The 15,037-nt window shown below is 64.7% G+C and carries 15 protein-coding genes and 1 other RNA gene; 1 reads left to right on the top strand and 15 read right to left on the bottom strand.

Going from position 1 to position 15,037, the window contains the following annotated elements; genetic code table 11:
* Positions 1-231 precede the first annotated feature (231 nt).
* The gene (locus JOF46_RS16625) at positions 232-2,037 is read left to right on the top strand and encodes an HNH endonuclease signature motif containing protein (RefSeq protein ID WP_209909011.1); all 1,806 of its coding nucleotides are present in this window, start codon (positions 232-234) and stop codon (positions 2,035-2,037) included.
* A 99-nt stretch (positions 2,038-2,136) separates the two neighbouring features.
* Here the strand turns inward: JOF46_RS16625 and ssrA are convergent.
* The 15 genes from ssrA to JOF46_RS16700 form a co-directional block, all read right to left on the bottom strand.
* Positions 2,137-2,506, bottom strand: a transfer-messenger RNA (tmRNA) gene (gene ssrA / locus JOF46_RS16630).
* Between the two features lie 110 nt (positions 2,507-2,616).
* Positions 2,617-3,099, bottom strand: coding sequence for an SsrA-binding protein SmpB (gene smpB / locus JOF46_RS16635; protein WP_083411005.1), 483 nt, complete (start codon positions 3,097-3,099; stop codon positions 2,617-2,619).
* 56 nt (positions 3,100-3,155) lie between these two features.
* On the bottom strand, positions 3,156-4,565 hold the full coding sequence (locus tag JOF46_RS16640; protein WP_342592484.1) for a peptidoglycan DD-metalloendopeptidase family protein: 1,410 nt from the start codon (positions 4,563-4,565) through the stop codon (positions 3,156-3,158).
* 97 nt (positions 4,566-4,662) lie between these two features.
* Positions 4,663-5,577 carry a permease-like cell division protein FtsX gene (ftsX, locus tag JOF46_RS16645; protein ID WP_071213555.1) on the bottom strand — a complete coding sequence of 305 codons (915 nt, stop codon included), beginning with the start codon at positions 5,575-5,577 and terminating at the stop codon, positions 4,663-4,665.
* Positions 5,574-6,401: a cell division ATP-binding protein FtsE gene (ftsE, locus tag JOF46_RS16650; protein WP_209909015.1), complete on the bottom strand. Its 828-nt coding sequence runs from the start codon at positions 6,399-6,401 to the stop codon at positions 5,574-5,576. Before ftsE ends, ftsX begins: the two co-directional genes overlap by 4 nt.
* A 291-nt stretch (positions 6,402-6,692) precedes the next feature.
* On the bottom strand, positions 6,693-7,325 hold the full coding sequence (locus JOF46_RS16655; RefSeq protein WP_209909017.1) for a CoA transferase subunit B: 633 nt from the start codon (positions 7,323-7,325) through the stop codon (positions 6,693-6,695).
* A gap of 3 nt (positions 7,326-7,328) precedes the next feature.
* Positions 7,329-8,135, bottom strand: a complete 807-nt coding sequence (locus JOF46_RS16660; protein WP_209909020.1) for a CoA transferase subunit A — start codon at positions 8,133-8,135, stop codon at positions 7,329-7,331.
* A gap of 310 nt (positions 8,136-8,445) precedes the next feature.
* A complete protein-coding gene (gene prfB, locus JOF46_RS16665) occupies positions 8,446-9,561 on the bottom strand; it encodes a peptide chain release factor 2 (protein WP_209909023.1) in 1,116 nt (371 codons plus the stop codon).
* A gap of 190 nt (positions 9,562-9,751) precedes the next feature.
* Positions 9,752-10,156, bottom strand: coding sequence for a hypothetical protein (locus JOF46_RS16670; protein ID WP_209909026.1), 405 nt, complete (start codon positions 10,154-10,156; stop codon positions 9,752-9,754).
* A 121-nt stretch (positions 10,157-10,277) separates the two neighbouring features.
* Positions 10,278-10,829 (bottom strand): hypothetical protein, encoded by a 552-nt coding sequence (locus JOF46_RS16675; RefSeq protein WP_209909029.1) that lies wholly within the window; start codon positions 10,827-10,829, stop codon positions 10,278-10,280.
* The gene (locus JOF46_RS16680; RefSeq protein ID WP_209909031.1) at positions 10,822-11,229 is read right to left on the bottom strand and encodes a TadE family protein; all 408 of its coding nucleotides are present in this window, start codon (positions 11,227-11,229) and stop codon (positions 10,822-10,824) included. The genes JOF46_RS16675 and JOF46_RS16680 overlap by 8 nt, the downstream gene beginning before the upstream one ends.
* A 10-nt stretch (positions 11,230-11,239) precedes the next feature.
* Complete coding sequence (locus tag JOF46_RS16685) at positions 11,240-11,434, bottom strand: hypothetical protein (protein ID WP_245348633.1); 195 nt, start codon at positions 11,432-11,434, stop codon at positions 11,240-11,242.
* Between the two features lie 265 nt (positions 11,435-11,699).
* Entirely contained in the window at positions 11,700-12,641 is a 942-nt protein-coding gene (locus JOF46_RS16690; RefSeq protein ID WP_245348166.1) for a type II secretion system F family protein, read from the bottom strand.
* Complete coding sequence (locus tag JOF46_RS16695) at positions 12,638-13,489, bottom strand: type II secretion system F family protein (protein ID WP_209909034.1); 852 nt, start codon at positions 13,487-13,489, stop codon at positions 12,638-12,640. Before JOF46_RS16695 ends, JOF46_RS16690 begins: the two co-directional genes overlap by 4 nt.
* The gene (locus tag JOF46_RS16700) at positions 13,486-14,712 is read right to left on the bottom strand and encodes a TadA family conjugal transfer-associated ATPase (RefSeq protein WP_209911985.1); all 1,227 of its coding nucleotides are present in this window, start codon (positions 14,710-14,712) and stop codon (positions 13,486-13,488) included. The genes JOF46_RS16695 and JOF46_RS16700 overlap by 4 nt, the downstream gene beginning before the upstream one ends.
* Positions 14,713-15,037 lie beyond the last annotated feature (325 nt).

Genomic DNA, 15,037 nt, shown 5'->3' on the forward strand with positions numbered 1-15,037 from the left:
GGCCCCTGAGGCCGCCTGCCAACAGGACGGACGGGCGCCTTGCACACCGGGATGATTCCGGTTCGCGGGGCCGCGTCCGTCCTTTTGCCGTCCCCGGGCAAACGCGTCCCGGGTCCAGGATCCCGCCGTCGGAGGCCCCGCGCGCCCGGGTCCCGGCGTTAATTTGCCGGTTATCCACAGATTTTCAAACCCTCTGGAAACGACCCGGGTGGATCAGGCATGCTCAATGGCATGAACACCGAGCAGTTCGCCCAGATCCTGGGCCAAGGCCGTGGACACACCGGCCGAGGCTCCCTGCCCGGCCACGCGGTGGCCCGGGCCGATCGCTTGCGCGTGCTGCTCGCCGCGGAGGAATTCTTCGTTGCCACCGCCACCGAACTGGCCACCGGCTCAACCTCACCCACCGAGGCAGCCATGGTCGCATTGATCGTCGAACGTGCCCACCGGCGCACCTCCTACGCGCAGATCCTCGCCGCACAATCCGCCCAACGCACCCTGGCCCACGAGTTGCCGATCGAGACCATGGAGCAGCTTTCCGCCACCGTGGCCGAACCCGGACCGTTCCTGGCCGGGAGGAGCTCGCTGCCTACCGACCCGCTGACTGCCCCTACGGGCAGGCTGCCCCACAAGGACACCGCGGACTTCCTGCAGCACCTGTTGGGGACCGCATACTTCGAGGTCCGCGACCGGATCAATGCAGCCACCGCACTGGCACCCCACGTGGACGTCAACGGGATCAGCCGACCGGCCCGCTACCCGAAGCTCTCCGAGGACGCCGCGTCCGGGACGGTCGACCCCAGGCACGCGATCCAGCTGGCGAAAAAGATGGACAAGGTCGCACCCGTCATCAAAAAGCAACCCCAGGCCGAGGAGCTCGCCACCACCTTGGAGGACAAGGTACTGGATTCGTTGCGCACCCAGGGTCCCCAGGCGACCGGCAAGCTCGTCAGCGCCTGGCAGCGTTCCCTGGAGGATTCTGCTCCCAGCGGGCCCAGCGACGAAGAGATCGACGGCAAGACCGGAATTTTCCTGACCCGCCGCACCGAGCACTTCTCGTACTTCAACCTATGCATGCTCAACGTGGACGCGGAGATCTTCCTGTCGCACTTCGCCAATGCGGACAACGCGCGCACCGCTGCGGGCAACAGGGACGGCCTTGCGCGCGATGCCGCGGCCCGGGCCCAAGGACGCGTAGGCCGGGACGGCAGCGCCATGGATTTGAACGACGCGCCTCCGATTCCCGCCTGGGCGGTTGCCCCGGATGCCCCGGCAGACGAGCTCCCCCGGGCCGCCGACACGGACCCTGGGTTCGCCGCCACCAAAGAGGACAAGGCCACCGAAGCCAAGAAGGCCAACATTGGCGAAGACCTGGCCACGCTTGCCTCCGGGATTCCCGAAGACGCCCCGACAAGCCACTGGCAGGAGGATGCTTCCCGGCTTGACGGATTGACACCAGCACGTCGCCACCTCCAATCAATCCTCAACGCGCTGCAAAACGTCGGTGGTGCCGCCACGGGCGGCAGGGGCCTTGCCAGGTCGACTTTGGTGGTCCACTGCCAACTGGAAACACTTCTTGGGCTGGCCGAACGAGCCGGCATCAGCGCCCACGGGCTGGACATCAGCCCCGGAGAACTCAGACGGATGTTGTGCGACGCAGGCGTATTGCCAGCCACGTTCAACAGCGAGAGCCAGATCCTGGATCTGGGCCGGGAACAGCGGTTTGTCCCGGACTACATGCGGGAGGGCATTCTCGCCAGGGACGGCGGATGCCTGGTTCCGGGTTGCACGGTGCCGCCGGAGCACTGCGAAATGTGCCATATCGACTCGTGGGAGGACGGCGGGGTGACGAGTGTGGGAAACATCGGCCCTGGTTGCAGCGCGCACCACCATGATTTCCACTCCGGGAAGATACAACTAGTCCGGGACGGCGATGGCTTGCCCGCGGTCTTGTTGCCCAAGTACCTCGACCCGGAACAGATCCCGCGGCGCAACGACTACTGGCAACACCGGCGGCAAACCAACCCCAAGCTCTTCTAACCGCTGTCCTGCTTGCCCCAGCTCGACTCCGGCCTCGGTTTGTAAAACCATGTAGACGCAAGAAAGGCCCTGCGGATCCGTGGATCTGCAGGGCCTTCGTTGTGGAGATGGGGAGAATTGAACTCCCGTCCGATGTGGTGTTGCCAGGTCTTCTCCGGGCGCAGTTTGCGTTGGATTTTCTCTGCCCCAGCCGTCTTGCAAACAAGCGGCTGGTCCGGGCACAGTTACCTAAATTATGCGGGTCGTTCCGGTAACACTAACTTCCCGCAGTGGCTATCTAAATGACGTAAGGAACAGGGGCGATAGCATCCCCTGGCTTACGGACTGTCTGGCTGCTTAGGCAGCGAGAGCGAAGTCAGTGCGCTTTGAGTCGGCACTTATTGTTTTGCAAAGATCGTTAACGAGATAACTTTGCATCCTCGGCCCGCTTCACATGTCGCGACTCACACCGTCGAAACCGATCATCCCCGTATTTTGTTGTCAATGAGCAGCTTGCGCCGCCCCAACCACACGGATCAACCGTGCATACATAGTCTAACGCACATTCGCGTCAGGTCCATTCCTTTGGCGCGACGGTGCTTAGTCGCGCACCCCGCGGTTTCTTTCCCGCATGGTGCGCAGCGCCTCGCGGTTGTCCTGCTTTTCGCGCAGGGATTGGCGCTTGTCGTATTCCTTCTTGCCGCGGGCCACGCCGATTTCGATCTTCGCGCGCCCGTTCTTGAAGTACAGGCTCAGCGGCACGATCGTCAGACCGGCCTCGTTGATCTTGCGCTCGATCTTCAGGAGTTCCATGCGGTGCAGCAGCAGCTTGCGTCGCCGCCTTGCTGCGTGATTAGTCCACGACCCGTTGAGGTATTCCGGAATGTAGACGTTCTCGATGTACAACTCGTTGCGGTAGAACTGCCCAAACCCGTCGACCAGCGATGCCTTGCCCTCACGCAGCGACTTGACTTCGGTCCCGCTGAGAACCATGCCGGCCTCGTAGGTATCGAGAATCTCGAAATCGTGTCGGGCTTTGCGGTTGCTTGCAATGATCCGCTCTTGCGGGTCTTTCTTAGACACGTTGGCTACTCCTCTCCGCGAGTGGTTTCTTCACTTGGCGAGCTTATAGCTTACCGCTAGAGAAGTCCCAATGGGTTTACGGCCGTACCGTTGACGATGGTCTCAAAGTGCATGTGGCAGCCGGTGGAGTTGCCCGTGGTGCCGACGTAGCCGATGACCTGGCCCTGCTTGACGTGTTGCCCCGCGCTGACCACCACACGCTGCATGTGGTGGTAGTTCGTGGCCAGGGCCCTGCCCTTGACCACGCCATGGCTGATGGTGACCTTGTTTCCGGAGGTACCGCCCCAGCCGGCCATCCATACTTCGCCGTCGGCAGCGGCATGGACCGGTGAACCACACTGCCCTCCAAAGCCCCAGTCGACACCGGCGTGCACGTAGCCGCCACGCCCCCCGTAGTCGATCGTTCCGGACGGGGTGGGTCGCCAGCCAAAGCCCGAGGTCTGTCGTCCGCCGGACACGGGCTTGATCAGGCCCCATGAACTACGTTCCTGGGGAACGGCTTGCGGCTTCGGAGCCACGTATTGGGGCTTGACGTAGGTATCCTTCTTTTTCTGCCGCGCGGCTTCTTCCTTGGCCTTCTTGGCTCGCGCTGTCTCCTCGCGCTCCCATTTGGCCTTTGCCTCGGCGATGCGCTTGCGTTCGGCCTCCGCGGCCTTGCGCTTGCGCTCGGCTTCCTCGCGTATCAGCCGTTCTTGTCGCTCCTTGATGTCCGCATTGACCTGGGCCTTTTCGACCTCTTCGGCGCGCAGTCTTTGCTGGATTCGCGGACGCTGGGCCAAAAGCTCGGCACTCAAGGCATCGGTCTGCGTGATGATGCCGTCGAGCGACTGCTTCTTGGATTCCGCATCGTCACGGGCCACCTGTTCACGCGCCAGCGCAGCATCGGCGGCCGACTTGAGGTCGGTGATTTCGGCTTCCACCGCGGCCAACCGCAACTTGGCGTTTGCGTCGGTGGCGGACTGCTCGGAAAGGGCATCCAGCGCCGCATTCTGCGAACGCATGGCTTGGTCGGCCAGGTCCATTCCTGCTGCCAGGTTGCCATCGGACGTCGCGTTCAACAGCAAGGACAGGTCGGACGAGACCCCTCCACGCTTGTAGGCCTCAGTGGCGATCTGGCCAATGATTTGCTTGGAGTCCTCCAGCTTCGCCTTGCCCTCGGCGATCTTCACGTTCAGCTGGTCCCGGGTTTCGCGGGCAGCCTGTACCCGACGGGCGAGGTCCGCCGCTTCATCGGCTGCTCGGCGCACCCTGCCCTGGGCATCGGCCAAGGCTTGCTCGGCAGCGGGAAGCTGGGCCTGCAATCCACGGAGCTTTGCGTCGGTGGCCTTGATATCACCGTCAAGGACCTCAAGATCCTCGGAGAGATTGTCGATGTTCTGCTCTACCTGGACCTTGCGGTCATCTAGCTCGTCGGCGTGGGCGCCTACGCCTCCGGAAACCAGGAGTGCGACTGAAAGCGCACCCACGGCCCCTGAACGCGCAATCCGGCACCATACTGCTTTGGCTAACATAAATGTCCTTTGAGTCCTATGGGAAGCGAATCTGACATGAGGAAGCGACGCACTAAACCTTCAAGTAGCGTCGCAAGGTTACCAACGACGATACACCAGCCAAAACCACACCCAGCAGGATCAGCCATGGCGCGACCATGAACACCTCGCCGGTGGAAATGAATGCCGTGTCCTTGTAGTCCAGGGCCAGCTTGTCGTCGATCAGGAATCTCACCGCAGCCCACAAGACCCCGGAGGCCAACAGCGCACCAATCAGCGCGGAGATGACACCTTCCAGGACAAAGGGTAGTTGGAGAGAGGATTTCGACGCGCCAACCAGGCGCATGATGCCGGTTTCGCGGCGGCGCAAGTAGGCCGACAGCCGAATCGTCGTGCCCACTAGCAGCACGGCACAAAGGATCATCACCCCGGCAATGCCGATGGCCACGAAGGAAGCGATGTTGATGATGGAGAAGATCTTTTCCAGCAACTCCCGCTGGTCCACCACCACGTCCACGCCATCCATCGACGAGAAGAGTTCCTTGATGATCTGGTATTTCTCCGGATCGACCAGGGAAACGCGGAACGACTCGGGCAGTTGGTCGGCCGTGACCGTTTCGCTCATCGAGGAGTTCTCGAACTGTTCGCGGAAGTGGGTGAGCGCCTGCTCCTTCGATTCGTACTCGAAGTTCTCCACGTAGGGCTTGACGGCCGCCGAGCCCAGCATTGACTCGATTTCGCCGCGCTGGCCTTCCGTGACCGCGCCCTCGGCGCAGTTGGTTCCTTCATTGTGTTCACCGCAGAGGTAGATGGCCACCTGGACCTTGTCGTACCAGTAGCCCTTCATCTGCGTGATCTGCATCTGCATCAGGGCAGCGGTGCCCACGAAGGTCAGCGAAATGAAGGTGACCAAGACGACGGAAACCACCATGGACAGGTTGCGGCGGAGGCCTGAGCCTACTTCGCCAAGAATGAATCCGAGTTTCATGGCATGTCGTCCTCAGTGTCAAACGGTGCAAAGGCCTGGCTACCGGTCGACGATTTGTGCCACGTGCTGTGATCGGCCTGTCGCAACTCGCGCGTTCCGTCCTGGTTGATCACCGGGATCATTGAGGTGTACTCGCCGGCGCTTTCATCGCGCATGATCTTGCCAAGCGAAAGCTCGACGACCCGGCGACGCATGGAGTTGACGATGCCGTCATCGTGAGTGGCCATGATCACCGTGGTGCCGTTTTGGTTGATCCGGTCCAGCACGTTCATGATCCCGACGCTCGTTGCCGGATCAAGGTTTCCTGTGGGCTCGTCGGCGAGCAGGATCTGCGGCTTGTTGGCAATGGCGCGGGCAATGGCCACACGCTGTTGTTCTCCGCCGGAAAGTTCGTCGGGCTGGCGCTTTTCCTTGCCTTCGAGGCCCACGAGTTTCAGGACCTCGGGCACGTGATCGCGAATGGCGCTTCGGCTTTCCCCGACCACCTGCATCGCAAAGGCCACGTTCTCAAACACGTTCTTCTGCGGCAACAGGCGGAAGTCCTGGAACACGACGCCGATACCTCGGCGCAGCTTGGGCACGCGCCACGAGGGAATACGTGCAACGTTCTGTCCGGCAACGTGCACCGAACCACCGGTCGCCACGATTTCTCGAAGGATCAGGCGGAGGAATGTGGATTTGCCGGAGCCGGAGGCCCCAACAAGAAACGCGAAGTCACCGCGGTCAATCTCAATGGTTACGTCGTCGAGGCCAGGGCGCGCATTCTCCGAACCAAGGCGTGACTTTTGGTCATAGACCATCGTGACGTTTTCGAATCTAATCATCGCAGCTCTGCCCGCGGGATCGCCGGCGCATGATCCAGGCACGGGACTTTGTTGAAGGAAGTTGCAAAGCCAGCCCTTGAACTCTATCCGTCCCGGCGGCACACATCCGGGACAAAAAGCGGGTGTGTCACGAAACTGTGAGTCCGATGGGCGCGCGCTGCGTATCCGATCCGTGATCTTCAACCGCGAACAGCAGGCTCACCACCACGCGGGCAAGTCTCGCGCTAAGGCAACGACGTGCCCGCTCCCGGCGCAGGGGTCGATGACCTCGTGAACGACCGGGAATCGGCGCTATCCCGGCAACAACGGTGCTTCCGTCGCGGACTGGACCTGCTCGGGGGTGACACCGGGAGCGCATTCGATCAACCGAAGCCCCGCATCCGTGACGTCGATGACGGCGAGATCCGTGATGATGCGTTGCACCACCGCACGGCCGGTCAGCGGCAGGGAGCACTCGTTGACGATCTTCGCGCTGCCGTCCTTTGCCACATGCTCCATCAGGACGATCACGCGCTTGGCACCGTGGACCAGGTCCATGGCTCCGCCCGGGCCCTTGACCATCTTGCCCGGAATCATCCAGTTGGCCAGGTCTCCGGCGGCGGAAACCTGCATGGCACCGAGGATTGCGGCATCGATCTTGCCGCCGCGGATCATCGCGAAGCTGGTGGCCGAATCGAAGTAGCTGGCGCCGGGAAGCACCGTCACGGTTTCCTTCCCGGCATTGATCAGGTCGGGATCGACATCTGCCTCGGCGGGATACGGGCCAACGCCAAGGATCCCGTTTTCCGATTGGAGCACCAAGGTGCGGTCGGCCGGAACATAGTTCGGCACGAGCGTAGGCAGTCCGATCCCCAGGTTCACGTATGCACCGTCCGGCAGTTCAAGCGCGGCGCGGGCCGCCATTTCATTGCGTGACCAAGACATTGCCTAGCCCTCCTTTGTTAGCGGCGAGTCGCCCATGGCAGCGGAGGCTGCCTGCACGGTGCGCTTTTCAATTGGCTTTTCGATGTCGGTTCCTACCTCGACCACGCGGTGGACAAAGACCCCGGGCAGGTGGATTGAATCGGGATCGAGTTCGCCAGGCTCGACCAAATGCTCCACCTCGGCGATGCAGATCTTCCCTGCCATCGCCGCTACGGGCGAAAATTGCCGGGCGGCCTTGTTGAACACGAGGTTGCCATGACGGTCTCCGTAGGCCGCATGCACCAGCGCGTAGTCGGTGACGATGGATTCCTCAAGGACAAATGTCTTGGTTTCCCCACCCGGCGCAAAGTCACGCTGGTCCTTGGGCTGGGAGGCCTGGACGATTTCCCCGTCTGGCCCGTATCGCTGGGGCAGCCCGCCCTCGGCCACCTGGGTGCCGACGCCGGTGCGTGTGTAGAAGGCCGCAATTCCGGCTCCGCCCGCGCGCAGTTTCTCGGCGAGGGTACCCTGCGGTGTCAGTTCGAGTTCCAGTTCGCCGTTGAGGTAGCGGCGTGCAAATTCCTTGTTCTCCCCGACGTAGGAGGACGTCATCTTCGAAATCCGGCCGGCACCGAGCAAAATCCCCAGACCGTGCTCGTCGGTTCCGCAATTGTTCGAGACGACCTTGAGGTCGCCCACCCCGCTTTCCAATATCGCACGGATCAGTGCGTTGGGGTTTCCCGAGAGTCCAAAGCCGCCCACCGCGATGGACGCTGATTCGGGAATGTCCGCCACTGCGGCGCCGGCAGATTCGTAGGTCTTGTCTAACATTCCTGCACTCCTGGGATTGCGGATGGACGATACCCGGAGACCACATACAGATTGGCACGAAGCACCCGTGCTTGGATGCTTGGCATCGCATGACCTGCGTGTGTTTCCTTAGCCACATCGTAGGACGTCCAAGCGGGAAATTCACCCATAGGGCCCCAAAGGCCGCCGAACGGGCCGGCCGGCAACCCGAGATTGCGGCCGGGCCTTCGCCCCGTGCGCCGATGTTCCTGGCTCCAGGCAGACAACGAAGGAGGTCCCGCAGGCACATGGTGAAATGTGTCTGCGGGACCTCCTTCGCGTTGGTGCGTGCTTAGGCTCCCGGGCGGCGCTGCGCGGCGCGCCAGCGGATCCCGGCGTCGATGAAGTCGTCGATTTCGCCATCGAGCACCGAAGAGGTGTTTCCAACCTCGTGCTCGGTGCGCAGGTCCTTCACCATTTGGTAGGGGTTGAGGACGTAGGAACGCATCTGGTCGCCCCACGATGCCTTCACGTCGCCTGCCATCTGCTTCTTTTGTGCGTCCTGCTCGGCCTTCTTCACCAGCAGCAGTCGCGACTGCAGCACGCGCAGCGCGGCCGCACGGTTCTGGATCTGCGACTTTTCGTTCTGCATCGACACCACGATGCCCGTGGGGATGTGGGTCATGCGCACCGCGGAGTCGGTGGTGTTCACGGACTGCCCGCCGGGGCCCGAGGAACGGTACACATCGACGCGGATCTCGTTTTCCGGGATCTCGATGGAGTCGTTTTGCTCGATCAAAGGGATGACCTCGACCGCGGCGAAGGATGTCTGGCGGCGGCCCTGGTTGTCGAAGGGAGAGATGCGCACCAGGCGGTGGGTACCTGCCTCGACCGACAGCGTGCCAAACGCGTAGGGGGCGTTGACCTCGAAGGTCGCTGACTTCAGGCCGGCCTCTTCGGCGTATGAGGTGTCCATGACCCGGGTGGGGTAACCGCGCTTTTCCGCCCACCGCAGGTACATGCGCATCAGCATCTCGGCGAAGTCCGCGGCGTCCACGCCACCGGCACCGGCACGGATGGTGACAACGGCCTCGCGCGAATCGAATTCGCCGGAGAGCAGGGTCACCACTTCCAGGTCGGCCAATGCCTTGCGCACCGACTTGAATTCGGTCTCGGCCTCCTGCAAGGTGTCGGCGTCGCCTTCCATTTCCGCGAGTTCGACAAGCACTTCCAGATCCTCGATGCGGTTGTGGATGACGGTCAGTCGCTCAAGCTCGGATTGGCGGTGCGAGAGCTTGGAGGTGACGACCTGCGCGGCGGCCGGGTTGTCCCAAAGGTCGGGCACGCCGGCTTCCTCGGAGAGCATTGCGATGTCCGCACGGATGCGCGGCACATCGGAGACCTCTTCAATGGAGGCATAGGTGGAGCGCAGTGATTTGATTACGGCAGAAAAGTCAGTTGAAGCCATGGTGGTTCCAGCCTACGACATTTACGGGGCCCGGCATTGCGCCGGCCGGTGATTGTGCCGAATGCGTCCGGGCGCGAAGGGGCTGTGCCGTGGTTCGGATCCGGCCTGCAGGGCGGTCCCGGCGAGCGCGGGCGCCGGGGTTCGGCCGGCGTGTACGGTACCCATCGCCTCGTGCCCGTGGGGCCGGAACTCAGCGTGAAAGCAGCGTCCGGGCGTAGGCATCCACCTGGATATTCACGCCGCTCGGGACCACCCAGCCGATGATCGGCGGGTGCACCACAGCACCGAGCCGGACATGTGCCGTGACAGCATCCGGTTCCACCCCGGCGGCAACGATGTGCAGATTGGAAAAGCCCGCCCCGGCGTTGACGTCGCCGAGGTATTTTTCCGCGGCGTGCCGGACCTCGGATGGCTGCAGGCGGAGCGTGGCAATGTCCTCTCCTCCGGCGGTGAGCTCGAAGTTGTCGGCCGCAGCAGCGACCGCGCCGTCGGCCACCGACAGGAGCTTGTGCGCCTGGACGTTGACCGCAGTGGCGGCGAGCACGACGCTGATGGCCAGCAGGGCGATCGCTGTCATGCCGATGATCAGCACCATGGATTGACCCGCTTCGCCTCCCGGTGGCGGCGTGGTTCGCACCGCTCTCCGGTGGCCGCCGGAACCCGGCCGGGGTGCGGGAGTCTCCCCCGGGCGGGGCTTCACGCGTATTCCCGCATGGCTACCCATATCGATCGACCCGCTGGGTTGCGTCGGATCGGACGCTGCCGGTGCGCCAGCTCCAGCCCTCGGGGAGCAGCGGAAGGACCGTTTCAATGGACACATGGACCGTCACGGTGCTGCCCGCACTCAGGCAGGTGCCCCGGCAGCTGTAGGTGAAATGCGTGCGGCCGGGCCCGATTTCCATGTTGGCTGCGGCGCGTTGGACTGCATCGGCAGCCCTTGCACGGCCCTGCCCTTCGGTTTGGGCGGTGACGAAGACCTTGGCGGCGTGGTCCGCCGCGCCCACGGCGGCGTAGCTGGCCGCCTGGACGTGCGCGGCGCCCACCACCAGGTAGACCAGCGGCACCAGCAGCAGCACCACCAGGAAGATGAATTCGATGATGGACGAGCCGGCTTGGGCGCCGCGGGAGGCCCGACGACGCCTGCTGGTTGCTGCGGGGTTCGCAGCGTTTGTGGCCCGGAACGCGGCGGCCGGACAGCATGCGTTGCCCGGGCACCGGTGCCGGGAACCGGCCTCCCGGGGAGCAGCGTGCCATCGTGCCCTATCCATAGCGCACCGACTCCCCCTGGACCACGAACTCGCCCATGAAAGGGACCATGCCGAAGAGCGGGATTCCTGCCCGCACGGTGATCCGCACGCCCGGTGTGCCGCCGATGTCGATGGGGGTGGCGTGCACATTGGAAGCGAACCGGTCGCTGAGCGCCCCGCGGATCAGATCCTGGGTGCGGCGCACCCCGTCGCCGGGCCCGCGGTCGGCCAGGGTTCCGTATCTGGCCCCGGCCGCCGCGGCATCCATGAGCGTGTTGCGCACATGCAGCGCAAGAGTCAGCTGCAGGATCCCCATGAACACCGCGACCAGCAGCGCGGAGACCATCACGAACTCGGCGACCGCCGAACCCTGTTGGTTCGCCCGTGCGCAGTGCTTCCGGGATGCGAGGGGCATTGGCATGCGCGCGTCGCTAGCCCATCCCCGCAACCCGGTCGATCGCCTGGTTGAACAGTTCTTCCAGGCGCGGGCCGGCGATGGCCAGGAGCGCCGCCACCAGCAACGCGCTCATCAACGTGATCATGACCCAACCCGGGACATCCCCGCGTTCGTTGCGCTTGATGTTTCCGGCCAGGTCCATGGTGCGGGTGCCGACCCACATTCCCATGCCGATGACCATCAACCCGATCTTGTCTGCGATCCTCATGTTTCTTCTCCTTGCTGGATTGCCCCGCCGCCTTCGCGGCCGCGGGAGCCTGGTGCTTCATGATGCGATGTCTTGCCCCGTGCCTTCGGACCTTCCCCTCCCGGGGGCACGTCGCCGACCCGAAGATGGCGGTGATGGCCATCAACGCCCGGGCAGCTTCGTCGGTGCTCCGGCCTGTGTGGCCTTGCCACCTTCCGGTGGGCGGTCGGTGGTGTGGTTCCTCCTGTCAGTAGTTCATGTCGATCAGCGCGAGCCCCGGGAACACCGCAAAAACGATGGTCAGGGGCAGCACACCGAAAACTATGGGCACCATCATGCCGATTTCCTTCTTGCCGGCGGATTCCATCAGCGCTCGCTTGGCCGCATCTCGCACGTCCTGGGCCTGGGCCCGCATCACCGCGGCAATCGGGGTCCCGCGTTCGGCCGCGACCGTGATCGCGTCGACGAATCGGGTCATGGCCGTCAGCTGGATCCGGTCCGACATCTCCGCCAGGGCCTCGGCCAGGGTTGCACCGGCGCGGACGTGGGCCAGCGTCAGCGCGAATTCCTCGCTGAGCGCTCCCCTGGAGGTGCGGGCCACCCGTTCGATGGAACCCACGGTGCTCTCCCCCGCGGCCACCGCCAACGCCATGAGTTCGGCGATCGTGGGGAACTGGGCCAGGATCCGCCTGCTGCGCCGGGTGGTCTGCTCCCCCAGGTACCAGTCGCGCAGCAGGTAGCCGCCGACGGCGCAAAAGACCAGGACGAGGAACGCGAACATCGGGTTGAAGCGACCGGCCACGAGGTTCGCGCCGAGCAGCGCGGCACCGGCCAGGGTCAGCCCGGCGGACCACAGCAGCTGCTGGGCACGGAAATCCAGCACGCTGATACCCAGCCCGGCCCGGGCCAGCCGCCGTGCCATTGCCTCGTTGCTGGGGTTCAGGCGTTGGGACAGCCTGGCCACGTCGGCCAGCATCGGACCAAGGATGCGGCCCAGCGGGCCAAAGGGCGTCTGCGCCGCGAAGGACTCGTTGAGCATCCGCGATCCGCTGCGTCCGGCACGCAGGTGCGGGGCCACGCGTTGGGCGAAGGTGACCGGGCGCATCGCCGGGATCCGCACCAGCACCAGCCACAGCCCGCTGCCCAGTGACAGTCCAAGGACCAGCGACAGGATCATGGTGGTGCTCATCGGAACACCCGTTCTTCCTCGGGCAGCCGGCCGATGCGCATCATCGTCCGGTAGCAAATGAACGAGACGACCAGCCCTCCGATGAGCACCAGCATTCCGCTGACCGAGGAGTAGGCGATGACGGCCGCCGGCTGTCCGGCCAGCAGCAGCAAGATGACCCAGGGTGCGGCGATGGCCAGGCGGGCCGCGGACACCGTCCAGGACTGCCTGGCCTCGAGTTCCCCGCGGGTGCGGGCCGAGTCGCGCAGGAAGGAGCTGAGGGTGCCGAGCATCTCGCCCAGGTCGGTGCCGCCGACCTCCCGGGTGATGCGCAGGGCTTCGACGATCTTGTCGGCCACCGGGTCCGCCAGGCGCGCGGCGAGGCGTTCGAGGGAGTCGTTGAAGCGGGCAGTGGCCCGGTAGTCCAGGCCGAAGTCGGTGAAGGCCGGGCGCAGTGCCTCGGGCCCCTGGGACCCCAGCTGCGTCAGCGCCTCGGGCAGCGACATCCCGGCCCGGATCGCCGAGCGCAGGTGGTCCACCACGTCGGGCCATTGCTCGCGCAGGTTTGCCGCACGCTTGGCCCCCTGGCGGCGCACCAGCGCCCAGGGCGCGCCCGCCCCGAACCCGGCAAAGGTCAGCGCGATCAGCGGGGCCCCGGTGAGGATCAGCACGATGAGCCCGACGATGACGGCGGCGGTGATCGAGGCGGAGATGAAGCCGCCGCGGGTGACCTTGTCCAGCCCGGCATGCAGCAACAGGGTCTCGATGCGCCCGTCCCCGGCCCTTGCGCCGGAGTGCGCCGCGGCGGTGAAGGCGCGGAAGACCAGCAGCAGCCCGAACCCGAGGGTCAGTCCCAGGAACACGCTCATGCCACAAGCCGTCCCAGTTCGGCCACGTCGATCCCCGCGTCGAGGAGCTTCTGGTGGGCCAGGTCCGCCGTCGGAGCCAGGACCAGCTGCCCGTCGTGGTGTTCGAACAGCGTGGTGGTCTCGATGGCCCCGTTTTCCACGCGGCGGCCCAACGCCATGATTTCCCCGACGAAGCGCCTGCCCGCCGCATCCCGGCGGCAGTGCACCACCAGGTCGATGCATGCGGCGACCGTGGGAACGACAAAGGCCGAGGAAATATTCTCCCCGGCCAGCAGCGGCAGCGTGCAGATCTTCGTCAGCGCGTCGTGGGCGGAATTCGCGTGGATCGTGGAAAGGCCCGGCAGTCCTGAATTCAGGGCGATGAGCATGTCCAGCGATTCGGCCTCGCGGACCTCGCCGATGACCAGCCGGTCCGGGCGCATCCGCAGCGCCTCCTTGACCAGGCGGCGCATGTTGATTTCCCCGTTCCCTTCCAGGTTTTCCTGCCTGGTCTGCAGGGCCACCACGTCGCGCAGGTTGATCTTCAACTCGAAGATCTCCTCGATCGTGACCACCCGTTCGCGGCTGCCGATCGAGGAGGCAAGGCAGTTGAGCATCGTGGTCTTTCCCGCCTGAGTGGCCCCGGAGACCAGCACGTTCAACCCCGCCCCGACGGCGACATCCAGGTAGTGGGCGGCCTGCCGGGACAGCGAACCGAGTTCCACCAGGTGCTCGAGCCTGCTGGCCCGGGCGATGAACTTGCGGATGTTCACCGCCCAGTGCTTGCGGGTGATGTCCGGGATGACCACGTGCAGGCGGGAGCCGTCGGCCAGCTGGCAGTCGACGAACGGCTGGGACAGGTCAAGGCGGCGGCCCGAGGACTTGAGCATGCGCTCCACCAATGCCGGGACCTCGGCCTCGGGAAGCCGGATGGAGGTCAGCTCGGACGTTCCTCCGCGTGCGCAAAAGACCTCGTGGGGTCCGTTGAGCCAGATTTCCTCGACGTCGGGATCGTCCAGCAGGGGTTGGAGGGCGCCGAGCCCTGCCACCGCGTCCATGATGCGGCGCCGGGCCAGGCCCAGTTCCCCCAGCGCCGGGAGCACCCCCAGCAGGGAGCGTTCGTCGTAGTCGCGAACCACGTCGTCCACCAACCGGCGGACCTCCCCCACCTGGGTGGAGGGGTCAAGCCCGTTCCTGCGGATGAGTTCGCGTACCTCATCCTCAACTATCGCCAGTCCGTCCACCATGGTGCATCCCTGCCGTGACCGGCTCCCGGCCGGTGGCCGGGAGCCATGCCGTTCGCCAAGGCGTGCGGGGGCGGTGCTTGGGGATGGCCTCGCGAGGCACCCCTCAGTGCTGGTGAGCGGCAATATCCAGTTAGTTTCATGACGCAATACCGCGACCATACCCGGGTGCCGCGGCCGCTTCAAGGCTCCGGCCGAATCTGTGGAGAAACTCCCGGGGCCCAGCGGGGTCCATCCACAGGGGTGCCGCGTCGCCCCGGGGCGGGCGCCGGGCGGCCCTACCGTTGGGGAATGGAATCGGTACCGCGGTTCGGCAACGCGCGGC

This window comes from Paeniglutamicibacter psychrophenolicus (assembly GCF_017876575.1).
Lineage (GTDB): Bacteria > Actinomycetota > Actinomycetes > Actinomycetales > Micrococcaceae > Paeniglutamicibacter > Paeniglutamicibacter psychrophenolicus.